General features: G+C 60.9%; 12 protein-coding genes and 1 pseudogene. 7 read left to right on the top strand and 6 right to left on the bottom strand.

Annotated elements, in window-relative coordinates:
* Entirely contained in the window at positions 1-1371 is a 1371-nt protein-coding gene (locus tag AO240_RS04490) for a gluconate:H+ symporter (RefSeq protein ID WP_099235332.1), read from the bottom strand.
* A gap of 286 nt (positions 1372-1657) precedes the next feature.
* Between AO240_RS04490 and AO240_RS04495 the strand changes: the two genes are divergently transcribed.
* Genes AO240_RS04495 through AO240_RS04505 form a run of 3 tightly spaced genes read left to right on the top strand, consistent with a single transcriptional unit; the run spans position 1658 to position 7144 of the window.
* Positions 1658-2845, top strand: a complete 1188-nt coding sequence (locus tag AO240_RS04495; RefSeq protein ID WP_099235446.1) for a TolC family protein — start codon at positions 1658-1660, stop codon at positions 2843-2845.
* 18 nt (positions 2846-2863) lie between these two features.
* A complete protein-coding gene (locus AO240_RS04500; RefSeq protein WP_099235333.1) occupies positions 2864-3970 on the top strand; it encodes an efflux RND transporter periplasmic adaptor subunit in 1107 nt (368 codons plus the stop codon).
* An 18-nt stretch (positions 3971-3988) separates the two neighbouring features.
* Positions 3989-7144, top strand: coding sequence for a CusA/CzcA family heavy metal efflux RND transporter (locus tag AO240_RS04505; RefSeq protein ID WP_099235334.1), 3156 nt, complete (start codon positions 3989-3991; stop codon positions 7142-7144).
* Here the strand turns inward: AO240_RS04505 and AO240_RS04510 are convergent.
* The 3 genes from AO240_RS04510 to AO240_RS04520 form a co-directional block, all read right to left on the bottom strand.
* Positions 7059-8495: a heavy metal sensor histidine kinase gene (locus tag AO240_RS04510; RefSeq protein WP_099235335.1), complete on the bottom strand. Its 1437-nt coding sequence runs from the start codon at positions 8493-8495 to the stop codon at positions 7059-7061. The genes AO240_RS04505 and AO240_RS04510 overlap by 86 nt on opposite strands.
* Positions 8492-9166, bottom strand: coding sequence for a heavy metal response regulator transcription factor (locus AO240_RS04515; protein ID WP_099235336.1), 675 nt, complete (start codon positions 9164-9166; stop codon positions 8492-8494). Before AO240_RS04515 ends, AO240_RS04510 begins: the two co-directional genes overlap by 4 nt.
* Positions 9167-9527: 361 nt before the next feature.
* Entirely contained in the window at positions 9528-10847 is a 1320-nt protein-coding gene (locus AO240_RS04520) for an OprD family porin (RefSeq protein ID WP_099235447.1), read from the bottom strand.
* Positions 10848-11073: 226 nt separating this feature from the next.
* Between AO240_RS04520 and AO240_RS04525 the strand changes: the two genes are divergently transcribed.
* The 3 genes from AO240_RS04525 (at position 11074) to AO240_RS04535 (ending at position 13463) form a co-directional block, all read left to right on the top strand.
* Positions 11074-11406, top strand: coding sequence for a DUF2790 domain-containing protein (locus AO240_RS04525; protein ID WP_099235337.1), 333 nt, complete (start codon positions 11074-11076; stop codon positions 11404-11406).
* 105 nt (positions 11407-11511) lie between these two features.
* Positions 11512-12828, top strand: coding sequence for a PAS domain-containing methyl-accepting chemotaxis protein (locus AO240_RS04530; RefSeq protein ID WP_099235338.1), 1317 nt, complete (start codon positions 11512-11514; stop codon positions 12826-12828).
* Between the two features lie 59 nt (positions 12829-12887).
* Positions 12888-13463, top strand: a complete 576-nt coding sequence (locus AO240_RS04535; RefSeq protein ID WP_099235339.1) for a flavin reductase family protein — start codon at positions 12888-12890, stop codon at positions 13461-13463.
* Between the two features lie 18 nt (positions 13464-13481).
* Here the strand turns inward: AO240_RS04535 and AO240_RS04540 are convergent, their stop codons facing one another.
* Complete coding sequence (locus tag AO240_RS04540; RefSeq protein WP_099235340.1) at positions 13482-14291, bottom strand: AraC family transcriptional regulator; 810 nt, start codon at positions 14289-14291, stop codon at positions 13482-13484.
* A gap of 114 nt (positions 14292-14405) precedes the next feature.
* Between AO240_RS04540 and AO240_RS04545 the strand changes: the two are divergent.
* Positions 14406-14513 (top strand): annotated as a pseudogene (locus AO240_RS04545) (lysine transporter LysE); the annotation flags it as partial.
* A 43-nt stretch (positions 14514-14556) separates the two neighbouring features.
* On the opposite strand, the gene pgeF reads toward AO240_RS04545, so the two are convergent.
* Entirely contained in the window at positions 14557-15285 is a 729-nt protein-coding gene (gene pgeF, locus AO240_RS04550; protein ID WP_099235341.1) for a peptidoglycan editing factor PgeF, read from the bottom strand.
* Positions 15286-15304 lie beyond the last annotated feature (19 nt).

Raw genomic sequence — 15304 nt, forward strand, 5'->3', positions numbered from 1 at the left:
TCAGGTCAAAAAGTACCAAAGCAACAGCGTGCCCACCAGGCCGACCACCGAGACAATGGTTTGCAACACCGACCACACCCAGATCGTCTGCTTCAGTTGCAAGCCAAAGTACTCACGCACCATCCAGAACCCGGCGTCGTTGACGTGGCAAAAGAACACTGAGCCTGCGCCAATCGCCAGCGCCACCAATGAACTCTGCGTAGCCGCCAGCCCGGCCATCATCGGCGCGAGGATGCCCGCGGTTGTGGTGGTGGCAACTGTTGCCGAACCGGTGGCCTGGCGCAGGGCCACGGCGATCAACCATGCGAGTAATAAGTACGGCATGTGCGCGCCTTCGGCGACTTTGCTGATGGTTTGGCTGACACCTGCGTCCAGCAAGGTTTGCTTGAGGCCACCGCCAGCGCCGATGGTCAGCAGCAACACTGCAATCGGCGCCAGGGCTTTGCGCAGGGTGTTGCCGACTTCTGCACGTGGCATGCCGGCGGCCCAGCCCAGGCAGACCACCGCAGCGATCACCGCCAGGCCGAGGGCGATCAGCGGTTCACCGAGGAATTTCAAGGTCAGGGCCACCGGGCTTTCCGGTGCCATGGCGACCTTGGCCAAGGTGCTGCCGAGCATCAGGATGACCGGTAGCAAGATGATCAGCAGCGACACCCCAAAGCTTGGCTGGCGCGGTGCCTTGGGCGGCGCGCTGAACAGCGCACCGATCTCGGCCGGTGCTTCCACGTGCATGCGTTTGGACAGCCAATTGCCGTAGAGCGGCCCGGCGAGGATCACCGCAGGCACCGCCAGGCAAAAGCCCAGCAACATGGTCAGGCCCAAGTCGGCGTGCAGCGCGCCCACTGCAATCAGCGGGCCCGGATGCGGCGGCATCAGGGCGTGCAGGGTGGTCATGCCGGCAAGCGCAGGGATGGCGATTTTCAGCAGCGGCTGGTTCGAACGCTTGGCCATTACAAAGATGATTGGCACCATCATCACCAGGCCCACTTCGAAGAACAGCGGCAAGCCAATCACCATGGCCACCAGCGCCATTACCCACGGCAGTGATTTGCCCTTGCCCAGCCCGAGCAGCGTGGTGGCGATGCGGTCGGCCGCGCCGGATTCCGCCATCAACGCGCCGAGCATTGAGCCCAGCGCGATGATGATCCCGGCTTCACCGAGAATCGCCCCCGCGCCTTTGCTGAACGCCTTGGCGACGTCTTCGGGCGGCAAGCCGGCGCCAACACCGGCGATAAAGGTGCCGATCAAAATCGACAGGAACGGTGGCAGTTTGGTCGCGCTGATCAACACAATGATGCTGGCAATGGCCAGTAGCACGCAGAACATCAGGCGGGTGTCGTGAACCATCCACGCAGCAGTCGATAACGCCAAAACGGAGCTCCTTAGCGAACAGGTCGGGAAATATGTTTCTTTTTGTTTCCTGCTCGAAAAGCATACCTGATACCACGATGGCCAAGTGCGGTTGTGCTGTTTTGGTGCGATCAGTGGTGGCGGGCCAAAAAGGCCGCAGCAGAGCCGTTACTGTCGGATTTGTAATCTTTCCTCCACCGGCCTGATAAGTCCCGAAAGCTACATTGCCCCCGCTGGGAAACCTCAGCGACTTTATCGGCGTGGAACTCTCGATATGGCAATTTCGGTAAACATACGGGTGGCGGCGATGGCGTTGTGGGTGGCCGCCAGTGCCGCTCATGCGCAAACCCTCACCCTTGATGCAGCCCTGCAAACCGCCTTCGCCAACAACCCCGACCTGGCCGCCGCGCAATGGGAAATCGACATCGCCCAAGGCGCTCGCCAGCAGGCGGGCTTGATCCCCAACCCGGTGGCCTCGTGGGATGCCGAAGACACTCGGCGCAGCACGCGCACCACCACCGTCAAACTCAGCCAAACCCTGGAGCTGGGCGGCAAACGCGGTGCGCGTATTGACGTGGCGACAGGCGCCCAGGACGCCGCTGCGCTGACGTTGCAGCAGCGTCGCAACGGCCTGCGCGCCGAGGTGATCGACAGCTACTACGGCGCCTTGCGTGCCCAAGAGCGCCTCGACCTGGCGCAACGCTCGATGGCCGTTGCCGAGCGTGGCCTGTTGGTCGCCAAGGGGCGCGTGACTGCCGGCAAATCATCGCCGGTGGAAGCCACCCGCGCGCAGGTGCAGCTGTCGCAAATTCGCCTGGAGCTGAATCGCGCGCAGATCGGCCTAAGCGATGCCTACCGCCGCCTCGCCGCCAGCACCGGCAGCGCCGCGCCTGAGTTTCAGGCCGTGGCTACACAACGCCAGTCTGCGCCGCCGTTGCCGGCCTCCGCAGCATTGCTCGCGCGACTTGAGCAAACCACAGAGGTGCGCTTGGCCGAGCTGCATATCCGCCAGAGCGAGGCCAGCGTCGGCCTGGAAAAAGCCCAGCGTATTCCCGACCTCGACGTTTCCATCGGCAGCCAATATGACGCCAGCGTGCGTGAGCGGGTGAACCTGGTGGGCGTGTCGATGCCAATCCCGTTGTTCAACCGCAACCAGGGCAACGTGCTGGCCGCCAGCCGCCGCGCCGATCAGGCCCGCGACCAGCGTAACGCCGTCGAACTGCGCCTGCGCACCGAAACGCGCCAGGCCCTGGACCTGTGGAAAACCGCAGAGACCGAAGTGCGCACCTTCAACGAACAGATCCTGCCCGCCGCACAACACGCGCTGGACAGTGCCACGCGCGGTTTCGAAATGGGCAAATTCAACTTTATCGACGTGCTCGACGCCCAGCGCACCTTGATCGCTGCACGCACCGAATACCTCACGGCGACCGCTCAGGCCACCGAAGCGTGGGTGCGCATAGAACGGATTTACGGCGACCTTGCCCGGTTTTGATTTTTTCTGGAGCCACTTATGAATACAAAGTACGCCACGGCGCTGGCCGTGGCCCTGGGCCTGATGCTGTGCGGTTTTGCCAGCGCCGACGAAGAAGAAGGCGAGCTCGAACTCACCGAACAGCAGATCCAGGCTGCAGGTATTCAACTCGCCGAGGCCCAGCCCCGCGCGCTCAGTACGCTGCTGACGCTGCCGGGGGAAGTGCGCTTTGATGAAGACCGCACCTCGCACATCGTGCCACGTGCGGCCGGCGTGGTGGAGTCGGTGCAGGTCAACCTCGGGCAGTCGGTGAAAAAAGGTCAGTTATTGGCCGTGATCGCCAGCCAGCAGGTGTCCGACCAGCGCAGCGAACTGGCCGCCAGCGCGCGTCGGGTTGAACTGGCGCGCACCACCTTTCAGCGCGAGCGCCAACTGTGGAAGGACGAAATCTCTGCCGAGCAGGATTACCTGCTGGCGCGCCAGACCTTGCAGGAAGCCGAGATAGCCCTGAACAACGCCCGCCAAAAGATGACCGCCCTCAGTGGCAGCGCAGTGTTGGTGGGCGGCAATCGCTATGAACTGCGTGCGCCGTTCGCCGGCGTGGTGGTCGAAAAACACTTGGGCGTGGGCGAGGTCGTCAGTGAAACCAGCAACGCCTTCATCCTCTCGGACCTGTCTCAGGTGTGGGTCACCTTCGGTGTGTTCCCCAAGGACCTGAACAAGGTGCGCGTGGGCAAATCGGTGAACGTCAGCTCTACCGAAATGGGCACCGAGGTGCGCGGCACCGTGGCGTACGTTGGCAATTTGCTGGGTGAGCAAACGCGTACGGCTACCGTGCGCGTGGCGGTGCCCAACCCCGACGACACGTGGCGCCCGGGGCTGTTTGTGACCGTGCAAGTGGCCACCGACACCTACCAGGCGAAAGTCACCGTCCCGCAAAGCGCGATCCAGACCGTTGAGGACAAACCCTCGGTGTTCGAACGCACGGAGCACGGTTTTATTACCCGTCACCTTGAGCTGGGCGTGAGTGAAAACGGCTACGTCGAAGTACGCAAAGGCCTGGATGCCGGCGCGCAGGTGGCCAGCGTTGGCAGCTTCGTTCTCAAGTCCGAACTGGGCAAAGGCTCGGCCGAGCACGCCCATTGATCCTGCGAGTGATTCCCCATGTTTGAGCGCCTTATTCAATTTGCCATCGAGCAGCGCATCATCGTGCTGTTGGCGGTGCTGTTAATGGCCGGTGTCGGTATCGCCAGCTATCAGAAGTTGCCCATCGACGCGGTGCCCGACATCACCAATGTGCAGGTGCAGATCAACTCGGCAGCGGCCGGGTTTTCGCCGCTGGAAACCGAACAGCGCATTACCTTTCCAATCGAAACCGCGATGGCCGGGTTACCTGGGTTGCAGCAGACACGCTCGTTGTCGCGCTCCGGTCTGTCGCAGGTGACGGTGATTTTCAAAGACGGCACCGACCTGTTTTTCGCCCGCCAGTTGGTCAACGAGCGCCTGCAAGTTGCTCGCGAACAATTACCCACCGGCATCGAAACGGCGATGGGGCCTATTTCCACCGGGCTCGGGGAGATTTTCCTGTGGACGGTTGAGGCCGAAGACGGCGCGCGCAAAGAGGACGGCACGCCGTACACGCCGACCGACCTGCGGGTGATTCAGGACTGGATCATCAAGCCGCAACTGCGCAACGTGCCGGGTGTGGCCGAGATCAACACCATCGGCGGCTTCGCCAAGGAATACCAGATCGCCCCGGACCCCAAGCGTCTGGCGGCGTACAACCTGACGCTGGGCGATTTGGTCACGGCGCTTGAGCGCAACAACGCGAATGTCGGCGCCGGTTACATCGAGCGCAGCGGCGAACAGTTGTTGATCCGCGCACCGGGGCAGGTGGCGTCGATTGATGACATCGCCAACATCGTCATCACCACCTCGGGCGGCACGCCGATTCGCGTGCGTAATGTGGCTGAAGTTGAAATCGGCCGCGAGCTGCGCACCGGCGCCGCCACCGAAAATGGCCGCGAAGTGGTGCTGGGCACGGTGTTCATGTTGATCGGCGAGAACAGCCGCACCGTGTCCCTGGCGGTGGCGAAAAAGCTCGAAGAAATCAACCGTTCGCTGCCTGAAGGCGTGGTGGCGGTTACCGTCTACGACCGCACCAATCTGGTCGAAAAAGCCATTGCCACGGTGAAGAAAAACCTCTTCGAAGGTGCACTCTTGGTCGTCGCCGTACTGTTCCTGTTTTTGGGCAATATCCGCGCGGCGCTGATTACCGCGATGGTGATTCCGCTGGCAATGTTGTTCACCTTTACCGGGATGTTCACCCACAAAGTCAGCGCCAACCTGATGAGCCTCGGCGCGTTGGACTTCGGCATTATCGTCGACGGCGCGGTGGTAATTGTCGAGAACGCCATCCGCCGCCTGGCCCACGCGCAGCAGCGCCACGGGCGGTTGTTGACGCGCAGCGAGCGCCTGCACGAAGTGTTCGCGGCGGCCAAAGAGGCGCGACGCGCGTTGATCTTCGGGCAACTGATTATCATGGTGGTGTACCTGCCGATCTTTGCCCTCACCGGCGTGGCCGGGAAGATGTTCCACCCTATGGCCTTCACCGTGGTGATCGCGCTGTTGGGCGCGATGATTTTGTCGGTGACCTTTGTGCCGGCGGCGATTGCGTTGTTCGTCACCGGCAAGGTCAAGGAACAAGAAAACCTGGTGATGCGCACGGCACGCCGGGCCTACGCGCCGGTGCTGGATTGGGTGATGACGCGCCGCCCGCTGGTGTTCGGCATGGCGGTGCTGACCATCGTGGTCTCGGGCGCAGTGGCCAGCCGCATGGGCAGCGAATTTATCCCCAGCCTCAGTGAGGGCGACTTCGCCCAGCAGGCGCTGCGCGTGCCGGGCACCAGCCTGACGCAATCGGTGCAGATGCAGCAGCAACTGGAAAAAACCTTGATGGCGCAAGTGCCGGAAATCGAGCGCGTGTTCGCGCGTACCGGCACCGCAGAAATCGCCTCCGACCCGATGCCGCCGAATATTTCCGACAGCTACCTGATGCTTAAACCCAAGGAGCAATGGCCTGACCCGAACAAGTCTCGCGAGGTGCTGATCGCTGACATTCAGCGCGCGAGCGCGATAGTGCCGGGCAGCGCGTATGAACTGTCGCAACCGATCCAACTCAGGTTTAACGAGTTGATTTCCGGGGTGCGCAGTGACGTCGCGGTCAAGGTGTTTGGTGACGACATGGCGGTGCTGAACAAGACCGCCGCGGAAATCGCCGAGACCTTGCAAAAGCTTGAGGGCGCCTCGGAAGTAAAAGTGGAACAAACCTCCGGCCTGCCGGTGCTGACCATCAATATCGACCGCGACAAGGCCGCGCGTTTTGGCCTGAACGTCGGCGATGTGCAGGACACCATTGCCGTCGCGGTGGGTGGGCGCCAGGCCGGTACGTTGTATGAAGGTGACCGGCGTTTCGACATGGTCGTGCGGTTGTCCGACGCGCTGCGCACCGACATCGAAGGGCTCTCGCGGTTGTTGATCCCGGTGCCGGCGTTGGTCAGCAATGCGTCAGGCCAATTGGGCTTTATCGCCTTGTCGCAAGTCGCCAGCCTGGACCTGGTACTCGGCCCCAACCAGATCAGCCGCGAGAACGGCAAGCGTCTGGTGATTGTCAGCGCCAACGTGCGCGGGCGCGACATCGGCTCGTTTGTCGAAGAGGCCGAGTCCGCCATCAGCCGCGAGGTAAAAGTGCCCGCAGGTTACTGGACCACGTGGGGCGGCCAGTTCGAACAGTTGAAGGAAGCGTCCGAGCGCTTGCGCGTGGTGGTGCCGGTAGCATTGCTGCTGGTGTTCGGGTTGCTGTTCATGATGTTTAACAGCCTCAAGGACGGCTTGCTGGTGTTTACCGGCATTCCTTTCGCGTTGACCGGCGGCATCATGGCGTTGTGGTTGCGCGATATTCCGCTGTCGATTTCGGCAGGGGTCGGGTTTATCGCGCTGTCGGGCGTCGCCGTGCTTAACGGTTTGGTGATGATCGCGTTCATCCGCAACCTGCGCGAGGAAGGGCGTTCGTTATCCGTGGCGATCAACGAAGGCGCGCTGACCCGCTTGCGCCCGGTGTTGATGACCGCGCTGGTGGCGTCCCTCGGGTTTATCCCGATGGCGTTGGCCACCGGCACCGGCGCTGAAGTGCAGCGGCCATTGGCGACGGTGGTAATCGGCGGGATTATTTCTTCTACGTTGCTGACCCTGCTGGTGCTGCCGGCGCTGTACCAGTGGGCGCATCGCAAGGAAGAGGAAACACCAGGCGAAACTGCGTAACACCACCGGGCGGGCTGCGTACCTCAGCCTGCCCCTGGTGCAAGGTCATGATCGACCGCACGATGGCCAGGCCCAGGCCGGTGCCGCCCTCGGTGCGTGCGCGGCTGCTGTCGACGCGGTAGAAACGTTCGAACAGGAGTGGCAAGTGTTGCGCCTTGATCCCGGGGCCAGGGTTACTCACCGACACAGACACCTCGTTCGCATAGGTCTCCACCCACAGCGAAATATGCGCGCCCGCCGGGCTGTGGCGGATCGCATTCGACAGCAGGTTCGAGAGCGCACGTTGAATCATCAAGCGGTCGCCCTGCACTTGGGCATCGCCGCTGAGTGTGACGGTGAGTTGTTTATCTTCGGCGCTCAGGGCGAACAAATCCATCACCCTATTCGCCTCAACCGCCAGCGACACGGCGGTGAATGAAGCCCGCGCCGCCGGGTGGCTGACCTGCGCCAAAAACAGCATATCGGAGACAATGCGCGCCAGGCGCTCCAACTCCTCGCTGTTGGATTCCAGCACTGCTTTGTACTCGTCCGGCGGGCGCTGGCGCGAGAGTGTCACCTGCACCTTGCCCATCAGGTTGGTCAGCGGCGCGCGTAATTCGTGGGCGAGGTCATCAGAGAATTGCGACAGTTGCTGCACGCCCGCGTCCAGTCGGTTGAGCATCACGTTAAAGCCTTGCGCCAATTCGCCCAGCTCATGCGGCAGGTTGTCGACGGCCAAGCGATGGGTCAGGTTTTGCGTGGTGACTTTGGCCGCCACATGGCTGAACTGTTTCAACGGCGCGAGCCCGCGTTGCACCAGCCACCAGGCACCCATGCCGATCAGCAGCAGCAGCAGCGGCAGCGCGATTACCGTGGCGCGCAGGTAAGCACTGAGCAGCGCCTGGTCGTCCATGCGGTCCAGCGACAACAGCACGCGCACGCGCTCGCCGCTGGCCAGGCGCATCAGGCTGGAGGCCGTCAGCACTTGGTTGTCATTGTTGTCGGCCCAATTGCGGTAGCCGAGGGTTTCGCGCGGCGAGAAGTCTGTCAGCAACGGCTCTTGAGGCTTGGCGCCGATGCTCAGCAGCACGCTTTCGTCGGGTGCGGTGCCGACGATGGTCAGGTAGAAATTGTCATGCCCGATGACCAGGTCCAGCAGTGAATGCGGGCGGGCGCGGATGGCGCGCGCATCCATGCCTTGGGACAGGCTGTGCTGGATCTGTTCCATCTTGCTTTCGAGGCCCTTGCGCGCGAGTTTTTCCAGCTCGTGTGTCAGGGCCAGGTACGCCAGGGTCGCGAGCAACAGCACCAGGCCTGCGCCCATCAAGCTGACCGTCAACCCGAGGCGCATCGACAAACTGCCGGGTTTCATGCGCGCACCTCCAGCACATAACCCACGCCGCGAATGGTGTGTATCAGCTTGACCTCGCTCTGGTCATCGACCTTGCCGCGCAGGCGGCTGATGGAGACTTCCACCACGTTGGTGTCGCAGTCGAAATTCATGTCCCACACCAGCGAAATAATCTGTGTGCGGGTCAGCACTTCGCCGGTCTGGCGCATCAACACCTGCAGCAGGGCGAATTCCTTGGTGGTCAGGTCGATACGCCGGGTGCCGCGGTACGCGCGATGGCGGCGGGGGTCGAGTTCCAGGTCTGCGACACGGAACACTTCCGGCTGCGGAATATGCTCGCTACGCCGCAACAGCGTGCGTACCCGCGCGAGCAATTCGGGAAACTCGAAGGGTTTTACCAGGTAATCATCGGCGCCCATGTCCAGGCCCTTGATCTTGTCGGCCAACCGGCCACGGGCGGTCAGCATCATCACGCGTTGGCTGCCAGTGCGGCGCAATTGCTCGAGCACTTCCCAGCCATCCTTGCCCGGCAGGTTAACGTCAAGAATCACCAGCTCGTAGGCGTGTTGCCCGGCGAGGTGCAGGCCGTCGATGCCATTGGCCGCGCAGTCGACCACATAGCCACTTTCATTCAAGCCTTGTTGCAGGTAGTCGGCGGTTTTTTGCTCGTCCTCAACCACAAGGATACGCATGGGGGAATTACCTTTTTCTGATGAGATGAGAGCGCCATTTCCCTATGGAGTCAGGTGTCTTTGGAGTAGGAGAATTCTGAATCGTGAAGTAGCTTCAGGGTCAACTGCGACCATTGGTCGCGACCCTTGCCGCAACGTGAAAAAAAAACGCCCCAGCGGGGCGTTAAAATTCATCTCTTTCCAAAGGAGCTACACAACCGCTTCAGAGATGAATGTGCTCGGTTAAAACAAAGTGTGTACGAGTATATAAAGTTCAACTTAACGGCAAGCTGGGGCGAATATTACAGTTTTGATAGTTAGCAGTTTGTGAACAGATGTTAGTTAATCGCGAACGACTGTAAGCGCTCACCGTTAGGCTTGCTCAAAGTGCCAGCAATGGGTACTCGGCGATCAATCGGATCTCTTCCAGGTCCGACTCGAAAGCACTTGAGCGCACGGTGGCCTGACGCAACCGCAGCGACAAATCCTTCAGGTTGCCGCTTTGCACCACGTACTTGGCCTCGACGTCGCGTTCCCAACGGCGTTGATCGGTCAGCGGGTTGCCCGCTGCATCACGGCGCATGTACACCGAGTTGGCATTGCTGTAATCGGCGCCGGTGCCTTTTGCGTAGCGGGTCATGAACGACAGGCCGGGAATGCCGAAGGTGTGCATGTCCAGGTCGTAGCGCAGCATCCACGAGCGCTCCTTGGGCGAGTTGAAGTCGCTGTACTGGATCGAGTTATTAAGAAAGATGGAGTCTGACTGGCGCAGGTAATCGAAGTCGTCGTCGCCGTTATTGCGCTGATGCGACAGCGCCACGCTGTGCGCGCCAGCCTTTACCCCGAGCCTGGCGCTCCAGATGGTGTTGTCGAATTTACCCAGCCGCTGTTTACCTTCGTCCACCGCCTTGTAGTAATTGACGTCGCCGAACAACGACACATCGTCGGTCAGCGGGTAACTGGCGGTGGTGCCGAAGTAATACTGATCCCACGCATCCTTCAAACGGCTGCTGTACAGGCTCACGCCGAGGTGTTTGTTGAGCTGGTAATCGCCGCCGAAATAGCCGACCCAAGGCGAGTCGACCTTGCCCGCATAGAACGTCGCAAAGCCATTGTTCATGCCGCTTTCGCTGGGTTGGCTCATGCCGCTCAGGTGTCCGCCTTGCAGGCTCAGCCGTTCAAGGCTGGTGTTCTGAACGGTGATGCCGCGAAAGCTTTGCGGCAATAAGCGCGAGTCGCCAGCAGCCACCACCGGAGTGGCGGGGAATACATCGCCGGCTTTGATAACGGTGTCGAGTACGCGAAATTTCGCTGCGCCACCGACTTTGCCGTAGCTGCTCTCCGGGTGATTGTTGCTGTCTACCGGTAGCACGCCGAACGAGCCCTTGCCGCCGCTGCGGCCGGTGCCGGCGTCGAGTTTGAGGCCGTACATCAAAAATGCATCCAGGCCAAAACCCACGGTGCCCTGGGTAAAGCCGGATTCGAATTTTCCGATCAAGCCTTGCGCCCACGCCTCGGAATAACCATTGCCGGTGGGGCTGGACTGGCCCTTGCGGTCATCGCGGTTGAAGTAAAAATTGCGTGCCAGCACGTTGGTGCTGCTGCCTTCGATGAAACCTTCGGGCTTGTCTTCCACCGCTGCGGCTGCCAGGGGCAGTACGGCTAACAGTGAAAGGGGAAGTGTGTAGGAAATAATGCGCATGTTTCGCTCCTGGGTATTGGCAGTTATCGGCTTCTTATTTGAGTGGGCGTTCTTATTGATTTGGCCCGGGCTGATAGTTGCAAACAGCGCATAACGGTTTGGTTGCGCGAACATTACAATTCTGGAAGCTCGCGGCCTCATAACAAATACGTAATGTTCTGGTGAACTTGGCGACAGGGTGGGTTGATTAATCTCGTTACTTAACTTTTCAGTCGAGGAACCTGTCATGAATGTTTATAAAGTTGGCCTGGGTGTATTAGCAGCAGTCTTGTCCTTTGGTGCAGTGGCCGAAGGTGGCGGCGACCGTACCTTTGCCCTGATGATGGAGCGCAACCAAGCGGCCATGGCGGCTTACGCCGAGAGAAAGGGCAAGCCCGCACCTGAGGTGCAGGCGTATCGCTACGGCATGACGCTGGACATTGCCAAGGTGGTCAACGTCACGCCGCCGATCCGTTCGTGTGATCCGGTGCCGTCGCGCATGACCTATGAAGACTCCAGCGGCAAGCTCAATACGCTTGAATATCAAGTGATGGGTGTGTGCCGAAACAACGGCAGTTAATGGATCCAAAAAAACAATGCGGCTTGGCGTGAATGAGTTCTTCAGAAAACCCCGGCAGCGCCGATGCAGGTCAGGTCTCTCTCCCAATACGGCCATCGGTGCACCATGTTCAACACCCGTTTGAAACAGGAGCTGTCGGCTCTTCGTGAAGAGTTGTCCAGCTTGCATCAGGTTAAGGAGAGCCTGGAAAATGAAATGTTGTGCCTGACGCTGGACGCGGAAGGCCGGGTGGAGTGGGCGAATGCCAACTTCCTGCAAGAACTGGCCTATCAGGCGACGAACATCGTGGGGCGCCGCATTGATGACTTGGTGCCGCCACACGTGCGTCAAGACCCCTTTCAACTGCGCTTCACGAATGCCTTGCTACGCGGTGAACATTTCGCCGGCACCGTGCGCTTGCTGCGGGGTAACGGCAAGGAGGCGTGGTTGCGCTCTATCGTGCAACCGCTGCGTGGCTCGGACGGGCGCGTCAAACGCTTTTCGATTTACTCAAGCGACCTCACCCGCACCATTGAAGCGTCGCGCGATCATCAAAACCTGATTACCGCGCTGGTGCGTTCCACGGCGGTCATCGAGTTCGACCTCGGCGGCCATGTGCTCACTGCCAACGACCGGTTTCTCGGGGGCATGGGCTACAGCCTGGCGCAAATCGTCGGCAAACATCACCGTCTGTTCTGCGAGCCTGCGGAATACAACAGCGCTGAATACCAGCATTTCTGGAGCCGCTTGAATGCGGGTGAGTTTGTTGCCGCGCGCTTCAAACGCCTCGACAGCCGTGGTCGCGTGGTGTGGCTGGAGGCAACCTACAACCCGGTGCTGGACGCGAATGACCGGCTGTATAAAGTGGTCAAGTTCGCCACGGTAATCACCGACCAGGTCAACCAGGAACAGGCCGTGGCCGAGGCTGCCAATATGGCCTACAGCACCTCGCGGCAGACTGACAGCAGTGCCCAGCGCGGCACCAGCGTGGTGACGCAGGCGGTGGACGTGATGCGTGATTTGGCCCGGCACATGCAGCAGGCCAGTGATGGTATCGAGGCGCTGAACGCCCAGTCGCAAGTGATCGGCACCATTGTCAAGACCATCAGCGGCATCGCTGAACAGACCAACTTGCTCGCGCTCAATGCGGCCATCGAAGCGGCGCGTGCCGGTGAGCAGGGCCGCGGTTTTGCGGTGGTGGCCGATGAGGTGCGTCAATTGGCCTCGCGTACCAGCAAGGCCACCGAGGAAATCGTCGGGGTGGTGCGTCAAAACCAGGACATGGTTCGCGATGCGGTGAGCTTGATGACCGAAGGCCGCCTGCAAGCCGAGCACGGCCTGGCGCTGGCGACCGAGGCTGGCACGGTGATCGTCGAAATCCAGGACGGTGCGCAAAAAGTGGTCAGCGCGGTCGAGCAGTTTGCCAATCAGCTGTCGAGCTGACCCGCAGGCTCATGCTTGAGGTATCGTAGGGGTTTTCTTGCTTAGAGAGCCTGCCCTCCATGAGCCCTACTCACCGTCGCCCCGTTCCGCTGTCCAAGGCCTACCGCTTGCTCAACCACGGGCCGACCGTGTTGGTGAGCGCGGCCCATGATGGCCGACGCAATATCATGGCCGCGGCCTGGGCCATGCCAGTGGATTTCGAACCGCCCAAAGTTGCCGTGGTGCTCGACAAGGCCACCTGGACCCGCCACCTTCTGGAAGGCGCAGGCACCTTCGTGCTTCAGGTGCCCTGCGTGGCCCAGGCTGACCTTGTGCAGACGGTCGGTAACATCAGCGGCCGCGACACCGACAAATTCGCCACCTACGACCTGCACACGTTCAGCGGCGAACACACCGCAGCGCCGCTGCTGGAAGGGTGCGTGGCGTGGCTGGAGTGTCGCGTGCTGCCCGAGCCGCACAACCAGCAAACCTACGATTTGTTCCTCGGTGAAGTGCTCGCAGCCTATGCCGATGTGCGGGTGTTCAGCGAAGGGCATTGGCACTTCGACGGCCATGATGAGTTGCGCACCTTGCACCATGTGGCGGGCGGGAATTTCATGTCAATCGGCGAGCCGGTGATCGGGCGCCAGTTGTAAGCCTTGCCTGCGCGCGGTTTAGCGCCCGAGCATCTTCACCCAACGCGACGGCGGCATGCCGTAGGTGCTGCGAAATTGCCGGGTCATATGGCTCTGGTCGGTAAAACCTGCAGTCATCGCCGCGTCCACCAACGGTTGGCCTTGCGCCAGCAGGCTGCGCACCAGGTCCAACCGCCGCATGGTCAAGTAGCGGTAGGGGCTGGTGCCGAATAACAAACGAAAGTCGCGCGATAACGCCCAGCGATCACGGCCGCAATGGTCGGCCATTTGATCCAGGCTGATGCTGCGGCCTAACGCGCTGTGGATAAATTCCCTGGCGCGTTCGGCGGCCACGTAATCGAAGGATTTGCGGCTGATGATCGCGCCCGCAGATGCGCTCAGCGCCTGGGCCAGGTCGTACAGCGCGTCTTGCTCCTGCAGCGGGTCAATCGGGCAGTCCAGGCTTTGCAGTAACACGTCGCTGGCGCGAAACAACCTCGGGTCCGTCGACAAGCCGTTGTGGATAAACGGTAACGGCCTGCCGCCGAGGATCTGCTGGATCAGCGCCGGTTCCACATAAATCATGCGGTACTTGAAGCCTTCCACGCTGCTGGCGCGGCCGTCGTGGGTTTCGTCGGGGTGAATCACCATGGTCGTACCGGGCAAGCTGTGGGTCATGCAGCCGCGGTAATGAAAACTCTGCACGCCGAACAGCGTACGCCCGATGGCGTAGGTGTCATGGCGATGCGGGTCGAACGCGAACCCGGCAAAGTACGCCTCGATACGGTCTACGCCACTGGCGTGCGGAGCGCGGTGCAGCCAGTCCAGCGTGGAGTTCGGTTTGCCCATAATGGCTTGTCACACATAAATAGCGGTTAAAACACGTTAACCCAGTCTGCGCGGGTTGTGTGGCGAGGTCTTGAACGATTGTGCAGGTTGCCGGCAGTCGGGTTGGGCAGCATTTCGAGTGAGCGCATGGGCAGCCTTTACAGCCGTTCACGCCAGTGGCTCGACCGGTTTGCCGGTGGTTGTTACCTGTTGTTCGGCGCGCACCTGGTAGCGAATCGTTGAGCGCTTGTATGTCCAGGGTGCACTGCGCCGTAACGTCCAGCTTTCACGTCCGGTTTGTGCGAGCAATCCACGAGTAGATCAACGTCTTCGGCTCTTCCGGGTTATGCGTCCTTCTGCGGTAACTGGCAAACGCCGGGGATGTGCAATACGTACACACCGCACTGACATCGATCTGCTCGCGCTGAACCCCCGCCGCCTGCAACAGCATCAGCGCGTATGCGCTCAGGTCAAACCAGGCGCTGCCTGTTTGCCTGGCATGCGGTGGCGTAATCTGCGGTGGCAGTAACGGTGTCGGCTGCTCGAAATACCACGGCGCGAGTGTGCCTTGCCACACATGGCCCTGGTCTGCCTGAAACTGCGCGATAAAGCCTTCACTCACCTCATAACAGCACGGTTTGATCGAAGGGCCGATAGCCACCTGCAATTGGTCTGCAGTGAAGCCCTCGGCGGCGAAGCGCTGTATGGCCGTGGCGATGATGCCGCCTTGTAAACCCTTCCAGCCGCCATGCACCGCAGCGACTTGCTCGGCGTTTTTTGATGCAACAAGAATCGGCAGGCAATCGGCGGTAATCACCGCGATCGGTTGCTGCGTGCGGGTAAACACGCCGTCCGCTTCAAGCGTGTTAGTCGCCTGATCCGGCTGCCATTCAATCACCGACGCGCTGTGCACCTGCTTGCAGATGAACACCGCAGCCGGGCGCAGCGGATCATTGATCGAACAAAAACCGTGATCGATGCCGGGAAGGGCGCCGAGATTATTGGCGTGCTGCACGAGGACTTTCTCCGTTGAT

The organism is Pseudomonas sp. ICMP 460 (genome assembly GCF_002723595.1).
GTDB lineage: Bacteria > Pseudomonadota > Gammaproteobacteria > Pseudomonadales > Pseudomonadaceae > Aquipseudomonas > Aquipseudomonas kitaguniensis.